Genomic DNA, 14,978 nt, shown 5'->3' on the forward strand with positions numbered 1-14,978 from the left:
CGGCGACGCTCGTTGGGTGCCAACAGCTGCGGTGATGGCCGCGCGGGCGCGCCGTCGGGCAATGCACCGTCGCGGATGAAGGCGCGCGCCGCGTTCCAGTCGGGCAGGCCCGGCGCCCAGAAACCGACGCCTTCGATGGCGGCCGACAGCCTCATGCGTCCACCCGGCCGAACAGCAGCGAGCAGTTGTTGCCGCCGAAGCCGAAGGAATTGTTCATGGCGTAATCGATCGGGTGGGTGGCATCGTCGAAGCGTATCTGCGGACCGCATACGGCGTCGGGCGACGTCGAGCCCAACGTGCCCGGCAGCTCGCCGGACTCCAGCGCCAGCAGCGCGATCACGGATTCGACGATGCCGGCGGCGCCGAGCGTGTGGCCGGTGTACGCCTTCGTCGAGCTGGCATGCAGCGTGTCCGGGAACACGGCCTTGACCGCCAGCGACTCGGCGCGGTCGTTGGCCGGCGTCGCGGTGCCGTGCAGGTTGAGGTAGCCGACATCCGCTGCGTCGATCCCGCCGCGCGCGAGCGCCTGTCGCATCGCCAGCTGCGCGCCGAGGCCTTCCGGATGCGGCGCCGACATGTGGTGGGCGTCGCTCGACTCGCCGTAGCCGCGTAGCTGCAGGCCGGGCTCGCCGTCGACCGCGCGTTCGACCAGCGCGAAGCCGCCGGCCTCGCCCAGCGACAGGCCGTCGCGGGTTGCGTCGAACGGCCTGCATGGATTCTTCGACACCAGCTGCAGCGAATTGAAGCCGAACAGCACGCTGCCGCAGAGCGTGTCGACGCCGCCGACGATCGCTGCATCGACGACGCCGGCCTCGATCAGGCGTGCTGCCTGCGCGAACACCTTCGCGCTCGACGAGCACGCCGTCGCAACCGTGATGCACGGGCCGCGCGCGCCGGTGGCCGCCTGGACGAAATCGCCGGGCGAATGCACGGTGTGCACGATCGCGCGGCGCAGCTCGGGTGGAAACGCAGGCGTGCCATCGCTGTCCGGCACGAGGTGCGCGTAGGCGTCCTCGGTCGCGCCGATGCTGGAGGTCGAAGTTCCAATCACGACGGCGACGCGCTCCGCACCGTACTTCGCGACCGCCGCCTGCGTAGCCGTCAACAGCCCGTCCTGCTGCAACGCGAGCCAGGCCAGCCGGTTGTTGCGGCATTCCCACTTCCACCATGACGCCGGCAGCGGGCTGTCTTCCAGGCCGTCGACGCGGCCGATCCAGCATTCGAGCCGCGCCGTGCCGAAGTCGTTCGGACGCAGGCCGCCGCGCCGCGCGCGCAGTGCGGCGCGATGCGCGTCGAGCCCGCGGCCGAGCGCGCTGGTCGCGGTGAACGCCCGGATCGCCATGGCTGGCATCGGTCTGACTTCGGACGGCGTCACGTCGGCACTCCTCGGGGGGTCGTGAAGTATGCCAGCCGTCATCCTTCACGCTTTGCTCATGGCGTATCCTGCGACGCGACGGCCCTCCGGGGCCGACTCCCGAAGACGATGTCCTCCCGCGTCCGACACCAGTTTTCCCTGTTCAGGGACCGCGACGTGCTCTTTACGGGCCTCGTCACGCTGGCGGCCTGCGTGCTGAGCGTGGGCCTCGTCTATGTCGGCTATCTGGTGCACGTGGTGCGCACGGCGCGCCGCGCCCGCTGCGCGCCGCACGAGGGCTCTCACCTGCTGCTGTTCGGCAAGCATTCGCCGCAGGGCCGGGTCGACGGCGATTTCGCCGCCCGCCTGGACCGCGCCGCGATCCTGTGGCGCGAACATCCGACGCGCCGTTTCGTGCTGCTCGGCGGCGGTGCGGTGGGCGAGCTGACCGAGGCGGAAGTGGCGCAGCGCGAGCTGGTCGCACGCGGGCTGTCGCCCGATGCGCCGCTGCAGCTGGAATCGCGATCGCGCGACACCCTTCAGAACCTGCGCAACGCCCGACACATGCTTGGCGGCGCGGTGCGCGGCCGGGTGATCCTGCTGAGCAGTCGCTATCACCTCGCACGCTGCGGACTCATCGCGCGCCAGCTTGGCTTCGATGTCGAGCTTTGCGCGGCCGAGAACTCGCTGCCGCTCGGGCCCGGCACGCTGCTGCGCCTCGTCGGCGAGGCCGCCTACATCTGCTGGGCGGACATCGGCACGCGCTGGGCGCGCTTCACGCACAACGACCGGATGCTGGCGCGCGTGACCTGACGCGTTGCGGCTTGCGTAAAGAAGAACGCCCGCATCGCTGCGGGCGTTTGCATTTTGCGCCGGGCGCGGTGGCTCAGCCCTTCGACTTCGCCTTCTGCTGCGGCACGAACTGCTCGCGCACCGCCTTGGCCAGCAGCCGCGGCGGCAGCAGGCCCTGGTCGAGCAGGAAGTCGTTGAATGCCTTGCGGTCGAAACGGTCGCCGAGCGCGATCTCGGTTTCGGTGCGCAACTGCATCAGCTGGCTGTAGCCGTAGAAATAGCTGCCGGCCTGACCCGGTGAATTGACCGAGTAACGGTCGATTTCCTGGCGCGCCATCGCCTTCGACAGGCCGACCTTGTTGACCAGCCAGTCGAACGCGGTGTCGCGATCGGTGAGACCGAGGTTGATCATCGGGTCGAGGATCGCGCGGCTCGCGCGGAGCAGGCGCAGCTGCTGCGCGATCAGCTGGCCGTCGAGCGGCTCGTACGGGACCATCTCGGCCTCGGCGTACAGCGCCCAGCCCTCGACGTTGACCGAGTTGAACGCGTACAGCGTCCGCGCCAGCGAGATGCCGCGCTCGACCATCGCGGTGAACTGCAGCTCGTGGCCCGGGCGGCCTTCGTGCGCGGACAGCGTCCACGCGCCGGCGGGATAATTGAAGTCGTCGTAGGGGCCGTCGGCGCCGGCGTTGGGGTTCGACAGCGGCAGCACGAACGTGCCCTGCTGGCCGGTGTTGCCCACCAGCGGCGCGGGCAGGAAGTGCGGGGCGGGCTGCTGCGCGTTCTCGGCCGGCGTGCCCACGCGCATCTGCATCGGGCGATTGGGCAGGCTCACCACCCGGTTGGCAGCGATCAGTCGATCGAGCTCCGGCATCACCACGGTGCGGTAGTGCGACTCGATCTTGTCGTCGGCGATCGGCGTCTTCTTCAGGTGGCGGATCACGTCGACGTAATCCGTGTCGGTCCAGCCATGGGCCTTCGCCACCAGCGGGGCGATCTGCTGCATCGCGTTGCGCGTTTCGGCGAACTCCATCTGCGCGCGCTCGATCAGCGTGTGCGGATCGATATCGATGCCGACGTTCTTCAACGACAGCGCGTACAGCGCCGGCGGCAGCGAGTACGTGGTGCGCGCGTTGGGCAGCACGGTCGCCTTCGTCCACGCCGCGTAGTCGGCCAGTTGCGTGTCGAGTTGCGCGAGCGCCGGGCCGGCGTCCAGCTTGTACTTGTCGAAGAGCTGCTTGATGCCTGCGCGATAGGTCGCGAGGTTGTCGAGGGACTGCTGCACCTCCACCTGCGTCGGCATCAGCAGGCCGGCTTCGGTGCGCTCCTCGTAGCGCTGGCGCGCGAGCGTGGTCAGCGGGCTACTGCCCGGCGCCATGCCGACGTAGGCCTGCAGGCGCTTGACCGCCATCGCGCGGCGCGCCGGCGGCGTCTGGTCGGACAGCAGGCCCTGCAGGCCGCCAAAGACCGTCTGGCCGACGTCGAGCCACGGCCGCGTCATCTTTTCGTTGATCGTGCTGGCTTCGATCGCGTCGTCGGCCGCCTGCACGAGGATCTCGAGGTCCTGGCGCACGTTCGGGTCCTTCTCCGTCGCGAGCTTGGCGCGCAGCTGGTCGCGCGCCGAAGCGGTGGCGGCGCGGTAGCGGGCGGCGTAGCCGGGCCCGTAGTCGGACACCTTGTCGTCGAAGCCCGGCACGCCGAAGAACGAGAGCTGCTCGGGCTGGAACGGGCCCTGCGCCTTGAGCAGGATCTGCGCGTAGTCGTTGCTGCGCGTGACCCACGCAGGCGTCGACCTGGGGGCGGTCTTGACGGGCGCGGGGGCAGGCGCGGCGAGGGCGAGGCCTGGCGTGGCGAGTGCCAGCGCGAGCGCGAGGACGAGGGGCTTGGTCATGGCGATGTCGACTCCGGTGAGGCACCGAGGATGGCGTGGCCGCGGCAAGCGGCCATGCGCCGAAGGTCACGCCGGTCGGCGGGCGCGACGGTGGGGTATGGGCCGGTCGCGGGACGACCGGCCGGGTGTCAGGGCTTCAGGCACCGCGCCAGGAAGCCGTCGGTCATCTTCAGGCGATGCAGCAGGTCCTTGCCCTTGAGGCCGTGCTTGGCGCCTGGATAGGTCATCAGTTCGAACGGCTGCCCGCGCTGCTGCAACGCGCTCATCAGCGCGGTGGAATTGGTGAACATGACGTTGTCGTCGGCCATGCCGTGCAGAAGCAGCAGCCGGGGCGCGTTGTCGCCCACCAGCCCGTCGATGTGCTCGAGCACGCGCGCCGCCTTGTAGCCCGCGACGTTCGACTTCGGCAGGTCCATGTAGCGTTCGGTGTAGTGCGTGTCGTACAGGCCCCAGTCGGTGACCGGCGCACCGGCGACGCCGCACGCGTAATCGCCCTGGCCGCGCGCGAGCAACATCAGCGTCATGTAGCCGCCGTTGCTCCAGCCGTAGACGCCGACGCGTTGCTTGTCGATGCCCGGCTGCGACGTCAGCCAGTGCAGCGCTGCGCGCTGGTCGTCGACCTCCACCGTGCCTTGCCTGCCGTACAACGCGCCGCCGAATGCCGCGCCGCGGCGCGGCGTGCCGCGATTGTCGACCGAGAACACCACGTAGCCATGCTGCGCGAAGTACTGGTTGAGGTCGGGCTGCCACGTCTCCTTCACCGTCTGCGCGGCCGGGCCGCCGTACACGTTGACGATTACCGGATACGACTTCGATGCATCGAAGCCGTCCGGCTTGATCAGGAAGTAATGCAGCGGCGTGCGGCCATTTGCGGCTTTCACCGTGCCGAATTCCATCGGACGCTGCGCGGCGCGGTACGGCGCGTACGGGTGCTTCGGATCGGAAAGATCGTTCTTCACCAGAGTGGCGACTTCGCTGCCGTCGGCGCGATGCAGCACCAGCTGCGGCGGCGTGGTCGGGTTCGACCAGTTGTCGACATAGACGCTCGCGTTCGCGGCAAAGGTCGCCGCATGCCAGCCGGCTTCCTTCGACAGGCGTTCGATCGCGCCGCCAGCTAGAGGCACGCGGTACACCTGCGACTGGGTCGGCGATTCACGGCCGGCGCTGAAATACACCCAGCCGTTCTTCTCGTCGACCGCCAGCACGCTGTCGACCGGCCAGTCGCCCGAGGTCAGCGCCTGCGCCTTGCCGGCGGTGTCCACGACATACAGATGCTCGAAACCGCTGCGCTCGCTGCTCCACAGGAAGCGTCCGTCCTTCAGGAAACGAAGCGCATCGTGCAGCGGCACCCAGGTCTTCGCGTGCTCGGTGACCAGCGTGCGCTGCCTGCCGTTGTCTAGATCGGACTCGATCAGCTCGAGCGTGCGCTGGTCGCGCGACTGGCGCTGGAACGCGATGTGCCTGGAATCGCGCCAGTTCACGCGGGCGAGGTAGATGTCGGGGTTGCTGCCGAGGTCGACCCAGCGCGCGGCCTTCGACGCGCCGGACGGATCGATCACGCCCAGCTTGATCGCCACGTTCGTGTCGCCGGCCGCGGGGTAGCGCTGCTCGACCACTTCGGTGCGATCGGGATACACCTCGTAGCGCTTCTGCACCGGCACCTTCGATTCGTCGATGCGTGCGAAGGCGATGGCGCTGTCGTCGGGCGCCCACCAGTAGCCGGTGTGGCGGTCCATCTCCTCGTCGGCGACGAACTCGGCCTCGCCGTTGCCGATGGTGCCGCCGCCGTCGAAGGTGAGCTGGCGCTGCGTGCCGGTCGCGAGATCGATCACCCACAGGTTGCGGCCGCGCACGAAGCTGACGTATTTGCCTGCGGGCGAGAGCTTCGGATCGGTCGCGAAACCTTCCTTGTTGGTGAGCTTGCGGACCGCGTCCTTGCCGGGCTTCGCGAGGTCGTAGAGATACAGGTCGCCGCCGAGCGGGAACAGCAGCGTGCGGCCGTCAGGCGCGAACTGGTAATCGACGATGCCGCTCAGCGCGCTGATGCGCTGGCGCTCGCGGCGCGCCTTTTCCTCGTCGCTCAATACTTCAGTGCCGGGCAGCACGTCGTCGGAATCGACGAGCAGCTGCGTCCGGCCGCTCGCGATGTCGTACGCCCACAGGTCGAGCCGGTTGCGGTCGCGTTCCTTGCCGCGCAGGAACGTCACGCGCGTGCCGTCGGGCGAGACCTTCGGCCGCAGCAGGCTGGGGCCCGACAACGGCGCGTCGCCGGCAAGCGCTTCGAGCGTCAGTTTTCGGGGCGAGGCCGGCGTGTCGGCGTGGGCGTTGGGCAGGCTCAGGGCGGCACTCATGAGCAGGGCAGGAAGGACAGCACGAAGCCGGATTCGGTTCATGGGAGCGCATTGGCGGAAGTCGGGCGAGTGTAGGGCGAGCGGCTGTCGTCGTCGCGATGCGCCCTTCACGGCGGCGGTGTCGATCGCAGAGAGCGAGACCGGCGTGCGACCGCCCGCCCGTACACTGTCGCCATGGATGTTTCCCACCTGATCGACGCGCTGAATCCGGCGCAGCGCGAGGCCGTCTGCGCACCGCTCGGCCATTACCTCGTGCTCGCCGGCGCCGGTTCGGGCAAGACGCGCGTGCTTACCCACCGCATCGCCTGGCTCAACGAGGTCGAGCGCGTGCCGGTGCACGGCATCCTCGCCGTCACGTTCACCAACAAGGCGGCCGCCGAGATGCGCCACCGCGTCGACATGCAGCTGGCCAACGGCGCACGCGGCATGTGGCTCGGCACGTTCCACGGCCTGGCGCACCGCCTGCTGCGCCTGCATTTCCAGGAAGCCAAGCTGCCCGAAAGTTTCCAGGTGCTCGATTCCGACGACCAGCTGCGGCTGGTCAAGCGCGTGCTGCAGGGGCTCGAACTCGACGACACGCGCTATCCGCCGCGGCAGGCCGCGTGGTGGATCAACGCGCGCAAGGACGAAGGCCGTCGCCCGCAGAACATCCAGGGCGGCGAGGACGAGTGGACCGACGTCATGCGTCGCATCTACGCGGCGTACCAGGAGCGCTGCGATCGCGCGGGCCTGGTCGACTTCGCCGAGTTGCTGCTGCGCGCCCACGAGCTGCTGCGCGACGCGCCGGCGCTGCTGTCGCACTACCGCAATCGCTTCAAGCAGATCCTCGTCGACGAATTCCAGGACACCAACGACATCCAGTACGCCTTCATCCGCGTGCTGGCAGGTGACACCGGCAACGTCTTCGTGGTTGGCGACGACGACCAGGCGATCTACGGCTGGCGCGGCGCGAAGGTCGAGAACGTGCAGAAATTCCTGCGCGATTTCGACGACGCCAAGACGATCCGCCTCGAGCAGAACTACCGGTCGACCGCGACGATCCTCGACGCCGCCAATGCGGTGATCACGCACAACCCGGGCCGGCTCGGCAAGAAGTTGTGGACCGAGGTCGGCGCCGGCGAATCGATCGACCTGTACGCCGCGTACAACGAGATCGACGAGGCGCGCTTCGTCGTCGAGCGCATCAAGCAGTGGGTGCAGGCCGGCGGCAGCTATCGCGACACGGCGATCCTCTATCGCAGCAATGCGCAGTCGCGTGCGTTCGAAGAAGTGCTGATCGGCGAACAGTTGCCGTACCGCGTATACGGCGGCCTGCGCTTCTTCGAGCGCGCCGAGATCAAGGACGCACTCGCCTACATGCGCCTGATCGCCAATCGCGCCGACGACGCGGCATTCGAACGGGCGGTCAACACGCCTGCGCGCGGCATCGGCGACCGCACGCTCGACGAGGTCCGGCGGCTTGCGCGCGCCGAGAGCTTCCCGCTTGCCGTCGCCGCGTTGAAGCTCGCCAGCGGCACGGCCCTTGCGGCACGTGCGCGCAACGCGCTGGCCGGCTTCCTCAAGCTGATCGACGACATGCAGGTCGAGTGCACGGAGCGCAACCTGCCCGAGAAGATCGACCACGTGCTGCTGCGCTCGGGCCTGCGCGAGTTCTACGCGCGCGAGCAGAAGGGCCAGCTCGACTCGCGCATCGAGAACCTCGACGAGCTGGTGTCGGTGGCCTCGCGCTTCAATTACCGCGACGAGGACGACGAGGACCCGGAACTGCCGGAGCTGGTCGCGTTCCTCTCCTACGCTTCGCTCGAAGCGGGCGAGGGCCAGGCGCGCGCGAACGAGGACGGCGTGCAGCTGATGACGCTTCACAGCGCCAAGGGCCTCGAATTCCCGCTCGTGTTCCTGGTCGGCCTGGAAGAGGGTCTGTTCCCGAACAACAAGTCGGCGGAAGAAGCCGGCCGGATGGAAGAGGAACGGCGGCTCGCTTATGTCGGCATCACCCGGGCGCGCGAGAAGCTGGTGCTCAGCTATGCGGAGGCGCGCCGCATCCACGGCATGGACATGTACGGCATGCCGTCGCGTTTCCTGCGCGAGATCCCCTCCGCGCTGGTGCACGAGGTGCGGCCGAAGGTGCAGGTGTCGCGCCCCGTGTACGGGGCCGGCAGCCGCCGCAGCGACAACGGCCTGACCGAGGCCCCGGCGATGCCGCTCGGTGCCTCCGTGCGCCATCCCACGTTCGGCGCCGGCACCGTAATTGATGTCGAAGGCAGCGGTGCGCATGCCCGGGTGCAGGTGAACTTCGACGACGTCGGCGCGAAGTGGCTGGTCGCGGCGTTCGCGAACCTGCAGCGGGCGTAGCGCGGGGCGTCAGAGCCGCGACCCATCGACGATCCGGTCGCTCGCCCGGCGCAGCCACATGGCTGCCGGCCTGCACTCTCACGCACAAATCGCAAGCGGCCCCGGATCCCCTCGAACGGCGATTGCTGCCCCGACGTTCCGGACGTTGGCTCCTGCTGCCGAGCGTGAGCGGCTGAAGAGGCGCACCCGCGGGCCCGCCGTACCCGCCTAACGTGGGACGGGGACAGATCCGGCCGTCTCCGACCCGCCAATCTCGCAAATTTGCGCTGCAGCGCAACAATTTGGACGGCCGCGGCGCAGCGACGGCCCGTCGGATAAGGCGTGCGAACAAGTCAGCGCCGTTTTTTCACCGGAAATTCACTTTTCCGGTCGGTGCGTGCGAATCTCGCGACGCCCGTCACAGCTCAATCGTGACGGCGCGTCACCGACCGCCACGATGCGCCGCCCCTCCGGGGAGTCAGGCGGCGCACCTCCCCCCGTGTCGTTCTGCTCCGGGCGTCCTGCCGGCGGTGTGCGCGCGTGTCTCTCCACCTTCGACCGCCCTATGCCGTGCATCCCGCCGGCCAGCCCGAATACCCATCAGGAACCATTCCATGTCGTCCAGCCACACCGCAGTCCGCCCGCTCTCGACCTTCAACCGTTCGCCGATCGCGCTGGCGCTGTCCGCCGCGCTCCTCCTGGCCGCTGCGCCCGCATTCGCCGGGCAGGTCTGCCAGTCCGATGACGGCACCGGCGTCGTCTCCGGCGCTGGCAGCACCGCGCCGGGCGGAAATGCCTTCGCATGCGGCAACAACAACCAGTCGAACGCGGGCAACAGCAGCGCGGTCGGCGTCAACAACACGGTCAACCACGTCGACAGCAACGCGTTCGGCGAAGGCAACGCCATCAACGGGCAGCAGTCGAACGCATTTGGCTTGAGCAATCTCGCCAATGGCTACGAGAGCAATGCCTTCGGTACGGGCAATCGCGTCCACGACAACTACGGCGTCGCGTTCGGTCGAAACAACACGATCGGTTCCCCGGGTGGTCTGAGCAACTTCGGCTCGGCGATCGGCCAGTTCAACGCGACGGTCGGGACTGCAAGCTCGGCAATGGGTTACCAGAATACGAGCGGTGCCGACAACGCCAGCGCATTCGGATTCAACAATACGGCCGGCGCCGCGAATAGCAGTGCGTTCGGCTACTCCAATTCCGCCGTGGGCGTCGACAGCGTTGCGATGGGACGGTCCAATAACTCGACCGGCACGCATACGTCGGCGGTGGGCGCTTCCAACACCGCCGCCGGAAACAACACGTCTGCGCTTGGCTACAACAATTCGTCCAACGGCAACGGTTCGGCGGCGCTGGGCTACAGCAACACCGCGAACAACACGGTGGCCGCGGCCGTCGGCGCGCAGAACCAGGCGACGGGCATGGAAAGCAGCGCCGTCGGCGTGAACAACATGTCGAACAATCGCGCCTCCTCGGCGGTCGGATACCAGAACACCGCCTCCGGCCAGAACGCCAGCGCGGTCGGTTTTGGCAACACGGCGAGCGGAACCGACAGCAACGCCATCGGCGAAGCCAACAACGCCTCCGCGGCGGTGGCGTCGGCATTCGGCTACGGCAACACCGCGTCGGCCGCCCAGGCGTCGGCTTTCGGCCGTGGCAACACGGCCAGCGGCACCCAGAGCAGCGCATTCGGCCTGCTCAACAACGCGACGGGATCGGTGGCGACCGCTGTCGGCGGGGCCAACACAGCGGCGGGTGCCTGGTCGTCGGCGTTCGGCGTGTTCAACACCGCGGGGAGCAATTTCAGCAGTGCGATCGGCACCTACAGCCAGGTGCTGGGCGCGACGGCGACGAGTTCCCAGTTCTCCATCGCCATCGGCTCGGGCGACAGCACTTCCACCGGCGCGCGCGTCGGCACGGCAGCGGGCGTCGGGTCGCAGGCGGCGATTGCGATCGGTCGCTCGGCCAAGGTCGGCGACAGCGCGAACAATGCCGTCGTGATGGGCACCGGCGCCACCGCGTTGGACGGCGCGACCAACTCCCTGGCCCTCGGCAACAACGCGCTCGCGGCAACCGCCAGTTCGGTGGCGCTCGGTAACGCCGCGGCCGCCAATGGCGCCGACAGCGTCGCGCTCGGCGGCAACGCCATGGCGAACGGCGTGGAAGCGGTTGCGACCGGCTACAACTCACTCGCCGACGGCGACTACAGCAGCGCCTACGGCTCGACCTCCAGCGCATTCGGCCTGGGCAGCAGCGCATTCGGCAGCGGCGCCAACGCATTCGGCAACTACGCGCTGGCGTTCGGCTACAACGCGAACGCGGTGGGCCTGAACGCCACGGCGACCGGCAGCAATTCCAGCGCCGGCGGCGACAACAGCTCGGCATACGGTTTCAACGCCAACGCGGCCGGCGACAACAGCGCGGCGCTCGGCGCAGGCGCTTCCGCCGCAACCGCGGACTCGCTTGCCGCCGGCGGCAACGCGAATGCCAGCGGACCTGGCTCCACGGCGTTGGGCGCAAACAGCCTGGCATCGGGTGACGATTCCGTCTCGGTCGGCGGTTCCGCGCAGGCGACGGGCGCCAACGCCGTCGCCATCGGCGGCCTGGATGCGGACGGCTATGCAGTCACTGCCGACGGCGCGTACTCGACTGCAGTGGGCGCTGGCGCGTGGGGCAACGGTGCGTTGTCATCGGCCTTCGGTTACCAGGCTTACGCGATCGGCACGAATTCGATGGCGCTCGGTGGCCTCAGCCAGGCAATTGGAAACAACAGCGTTGCAGTCGGCGCCGGCAGCTTCACCGCTTCTGCCGCCACCAACAGCGTCGCGCTCGGCGTCGGTTCGGTCGCTGACCGGGCCAACACGGTGTCGATCGGCAGCGCGGGCGCCGAGCGCCAGATCACGAACGTCGCCGCCGGTACGGCGGGCACGGACGCGGTCAACGTGACGCAGCTGCAGGCGGTCGCGACCACCGCGGACACCGCGCTGACGAACGCTGCCACCGCGCAGACCACCGCGGACACCGCGCTGACGAACGCCGCCACGGCGCAGACCACGGCCGATACCGCGCTGACCAACGCCGCCACGGCGCAGACCACGGCGGACACGGCTCGCACCGAAGCTGCGGCTGCGCAGACCACGGCGAACACGGCCCGCACCGAGGCAGCCACCGCGCAGAGCACCGCCGACACCGCGCGCAGCGAGGCAGCCGGCGCACAGTCGACCGCCAACACCGCACTCACGAACGCCGCGACGGCGCAGACCACGGCCGACCAGGCCCTGACCACCGCCAACAGCGTCACCGCGATCGCCAACACCTACACGGATACGAGCGTGGCCGCCGCGCGCACCGACATGGCCACCGGCGATGCCGCGACGCTGTCGTCGGCGCGCACCTACACCAACGCGACCGCCGCGCAGACGCTCACCAGCGCCAACTCGTACACCGATTCGCGCTTCAACGCGCTCTCGTCCGACTTCAGCACGTTCCAGGGCGAGGTGGACGATCGCTTCCGCACCACCGACAAGCGCATCAGCCAGATGGGTGCGATGGGCGCGGCGATGATCAACATGGCAACCAGCGCGGCGGGCGTTCGCACGCAGAACCGCATCGGCGTCGGCGTGGGCTTCCAGAACGGCGAGAAAGCCCTTTCGGTCGGTTACCAGCGTTCGCTGTCGGACAAGGCATCGGTCACCGTGGGCGGTGCATTCGGCGGCGGCGAGAGCTCGGTCGGCGCTGGCGTCGGCTTCGGCTGGTAAGCGGACAGGCCTGACATGAACGACAACGACAACACGAGGAATCAACGCATGAATCACAAGATCCGCACCGGCCTGCTGGCCGCCACCATCGCGGCCTGTTGCGCCGCGCCGTCGGCGTTCGCAGCCGACGCGCCCGCGGTCGTCGCCGAGCCCGGCGCGCCCAACGGCTCGATGATTTCGAGCGAGCGCCTGATCGTCACGTACAAGGACCCGACCCTGCGTCGGGACCTCAAGCTCGCCGCCGTGAACGCGGCAACGCGTCGCGCGCACGCAGGGCAGATGGCGGCCGCGACGCTTGGCGCCGCTACGGCCGCGCCGACCGTGACCGTGATGCGCCAGCTCGGCACCGGCGCCGAACTGCTGCGCCTGTCGCAGCGGCTCTCGGCGCAGGAGATGCACGCCATCGTCGCCGAGGCCTCTGCCGACCCGTCGATCGCCTCGATCCAGCTCGACCGCGTAATGACGCACACGGGCCTCGTCGGCCCGCAGCTGGTGCCGAATGACCCGTACTACGGCACCTATCAGTGGCACCTGAAGAACACCGCTGGCGGCGCGAACGTGGAGCCGGCGCGCGACATGGCTTCCGGTGCGGGCGTCGTGGTGGCGGTGCTCGACACCGGCATCACCGCGCACCCCGACCTCGATCCGAACATCATTACCGGCTACGACTTCATCACCGACCCCTTCGTCTCGCGTCGCGCGGACGGCTCGCGCGTCGCGGGCGGCGCGGACCTCGGCGACTGGGCGGCTGCCGATGAGTGCGGCGCGGGACGGCCGGCGACCAACAGCTCGTGGCACGGCACGCACGTGGCCGGCACGATCGCCGAGCTTTCCAACAACGGCACCGGCATGGCGGGCATCGCGCCCGGCGCCAAGGTGATGCCGGTTCGCGTGCTCGGTCGCTGCGGCGGCTACACGTCCGACATCGTCGATGCGATTACCTGGGCTTCGGGCGGCACGGTCGCCGGCGTACCCTCGCTCGCGCGGCCTGCAGAGGTGATCAACATGAGCCTCGGCGGCAGCGGCAGCTGCGACGCGGCGACGCAAACCGCGATCGACGGAGCGGTTTCGCGCGGCACGCTGGTGGTGGTGGCCGCGGGCAACTCGAACGGCGACGTGGCGAACTTCAGCCCGGCCAGCTGCAACAACGTGGTGTCCGTGGGCGCGGCACGCGTCACGGGCGCCCGCGCGTCGTACTCCAACTACGGCCCGCTCATCGATCTGTCGGCGCCGGGCGGCGGCGGCGGCGTCGACGGCAACAACGGCTATGTGTGGCAGTCGATCAACACGGGCGCGCAGTCACCGGGCGGCGCGAGCTACGGCGGCATGGCGGGCACGTCGATGGCATCGCCGCATGTAGCGGCCGTCGCAGCGCTCGTCCAGAGCGTCGCTCCGACGCCGCTGACGCCGGCGGCGCTGGAAGCACTGCTCAAGCAGAGCGTACGCGCGTTCCCGGCAGCGCCCGACCAGCCGGTCGGCGCGGGCCTGCTCGACGCGAGCCAGGCAGTCACGCTGGCGCTCGCACCTCCGGGCCAGGAGCCGGCGACCCCGCTGACGAACAAGCTCGCCGTGACGGGCGTGAGCGGCGCTTCCGGCACCACGCGGCTCTACTCCATCGTGGTTCCGTCGGGCGCGCGCCTGCTGAACCTGATGACGTATGGCGGTACGGGCGACGTCAGCCTGTACTCCAGCCGCGACGTGACTCCGACCACCTCCGCGGCACAGTGGATGAGCGTGCGTCCCGGCAACAACGAGACCATTCGCATCGCCAGCCCGGCTGCCGGTACGTACTACCTTCTGGTGTCCGGCGAGACGAAGTACAGCGGGCTCTCGGTCACCGCGCGTATCGACTGAGCGCCCTCCGGGCCGACCGCATGACACAGCATGCGGTCGGTATCGAAGCCCCAGCGGTGGACGACGTGCACTGCGTCGCCGCCCGCATGCAATGAGATCAGGGGCCCGAAAGGGCCCCTTCTTTGTTGTAGCGGTGATCAACTCGGCCTGATGCCCGGTTCGGATGCGCTTCCGCTGGGTCGCAAACGCGATCCGGAGAACTAAGGAGGCGAGCGAGGCGCGGCGACGCCGGGCGCACGCTCGGGTGGCGGCGTCCGGAACCTGCCGCGCGCCCGGGATCGTACGGACGGCCGCCGGAGTACGACGGCCGCGCTGATTACTGGGTCGTGACCTTGCAGCCGTTGACCGTTGCCTTGCCGCCCGTAGCACCGGCGCCGTTGCAGGCCAGGATGATCTGCTGGCCGACTTTCAGGGCCGCCGCGGCGTCGCGTTCAAGGCCGCGTGCCTGCACCGGCGCGAACTCACCCGCGGCGAGCGACACCAGCGGCCCGCCGGGGGCATCCGGTTCCAGGCTCTCGACCATGCCGGCCACCAGCAGGCGCTGGCCCTTGAACTGCTTGTCAGCGGCGGCCGCGCCCGCGTCGTAGGCCGACGACAGCTCGACCGCGGTGACGGTGGTGCGGAATGCGATGTCG

Annotated in this window: 8 protein-coding genes and 1 pseudogene; 4 read left to right on the forward strand and 5 right to left on the reverse strand. The window is 69.2% G+C overall.

The window, feature by feature from the left end; all coding sequences use genetic code 11:
• Both FW784_RS14915 and FW784_RS07465 read right to left on the reverse strand, forming a co-directional pair.
• A pseudogene (locus tag FW784_RS14915) lies at positions 1 to 155 on the reverse strand (beta-ketoacyl synthase chain length factor); the annotation flags it as partial.
• Positions 152 to 1,351: a beta-ketoacyl-[acyl-carrier-protein] synthase family protein gene (locus FW784_RS07465; protein ID WP_149352728.1), complete on the reverse strand. Its 1,200-nt coding sequence runs from the start codon at positions 1,349 to 1,351 to the stop codon at positions 152 to 154. The gene FW784_RS07465 and the pseudogene FW784_RS14915, both read right to left, overlap by 4 nt.
• A gap of 180 nt (positions 1,352 to 1,531) precedes the next feature.
• On the opposite strand from FW784_RS07465, the gene FW784_RS07470 reads away from it, so the two are divergent.
• Positions 1,532 to 2,167 carry a YdcF family protein gene (locus FW784_RS07470; protein WP_187770716.1) on the forward strand — a complete coding sequence of 212 codons (636 nt, stop codon included), beginning with the start codon at positions 1,532 to 1,534 and terminating at the stop codon, positions 2,165 to 2,167.
• Between the two features lie 73 nt (positions 2,168 to 2,240).
• Here FW784_RS07470 and FW784_RS07475 read toward each other — a convergent pair whose 3' ends face one another.
• On the reverse strand, positions 2,241 to 4,037 hold the full coding sequence (locus FW784_RS07475) for a DUF885 domain-containing protein (RefSeq protein ID WP_149352730.1): 1,797 nt from the start codon (positions 4,035 to 4,037) through the stop codon (positions 2,241 to 2,243).
• A gap of 128 nt (positions 4,038 to 4,165) precedes the next feature.
• Positions 4,166 to 6,388 (reverse strand): S9 family peptidase, encoded by a 2,223-nt coding sequence (locus FW784_RS07480; RefSeq protein ID WP_235893614.1) that lies wholly within the window; start codon positions 6,386 to 6,388, stop codon positions 4,166 to 4,168.
• A 174-nt stretch (positions 6,389 to 6,562) separates the two neighbouring features.
• Between FW784_RS07480 and uvrD the strand changes: the two genes are divergently transcribed.
• The 3 genes from uvrD to FW784_RS07495 all read left to right on the forward strand — a co-directional run bounded on the left by uvrD (position 6,563) and on the right by FW784_RS07495 (position 14,343).
• Complete coding sequence (gene uvrD, locus FW784_RS07485) at positions 6,563 to 8,740, forward strand: DNA helicase II (RefSeq protein WP_149352732.1); 2,178 nt, start codon at positions 6,563 to 6,565, stop codon at positions 8,738 to 8,740.
• Positions 8,741 to 9,333: 593 nt separating this feature from the next.
• Entirely contained in the window at positions 9,334 to 12,489 is a 3,156-nt protein-coding gene (locus FW784_RS07490) for a YadA family autotransporter adhesin (protein WP_149352733.1), read from the forward strand.
• A gap of 48 nt (positions 12,490 to 12,537) precedes the next feature.
• Complete coding sequence (locus FW784_RS07495) at positions 12,538 to 14,343, forward strand: S8 family peptidase (RefSeq protein ID WP_235893615.1); 1,806 nt, start codon at positions 12,538 to 12,540, stop codon at positions 14,341 to 14,343.
• A 316-nt stretch (positions 14,344 to 14,659) separates the two neighbouring features.
• Here FW784_RS07495 and FW784_RS07500 read toward each other — a convergent pair.
• Positions 14,660 to 14,978: OB-fold protein (locus tag FW784_RS07500; RefSeq protein ID WP_187770717.1), on the reverse strand; the 319-nt coding region annotated here is incomplete at its 5' end.

This window comes from Cognatilysobacter lacus (assembly GCF_008274655.1).
Classification (GTDB): Bacteria; Pseudomonadota; Gammaproteobacteria; order Xanthomonadales; family Xanthomonadaceae; genus Cognatilysobacter; species Cognatilysobacter lacus.

Bases quoted from the DNA above. Each gene is read 5' to 3' on its own strand.
- FW784_RS07480 (WP_235893614.1), bottom strand. From the start codon at position 6,388: ATGAGTGCCGCCCTGAGCCTGCCCAACGCCCACGCCGACACGCCGGCC.
- FW784_RS07495 (WP_235893615.1), top strand. From the start codon at position 12,538: ATGAATCACAAGATCCGCACCGGCCTGCTGGCCGCCACCATCGCGGCC.
- FW784_RS07490 (WP_149352733.1), top strand. From the start codon at position 9,334: ATGTCGTCCAGCCACACCGCAGTCCGCCCGCTCTCGACCTTCAACCGT.
- FW784_RS07465 (WP_149352728.1), bottom strand. From the start codon at position 1,351: ATGCCAGCCATGGCGATCCGGGCGTTCACCGCGACCAGCGCGCTCGGC.
- uvrD (WP_149352732.1), top strand. From the start codon at position 6,563: ATGGATGTTTCCCACCTGATCGACGCGCTGAATCCGGCGCAGCGCGAG.
- FW784_RS07475 (WP_149352730.1), bottom strand. From the start codon at position 4,037: ATGACCAAGCCCCTCGTCCTCGCGCTCGCGCTGGCACTCGCCACGCCA.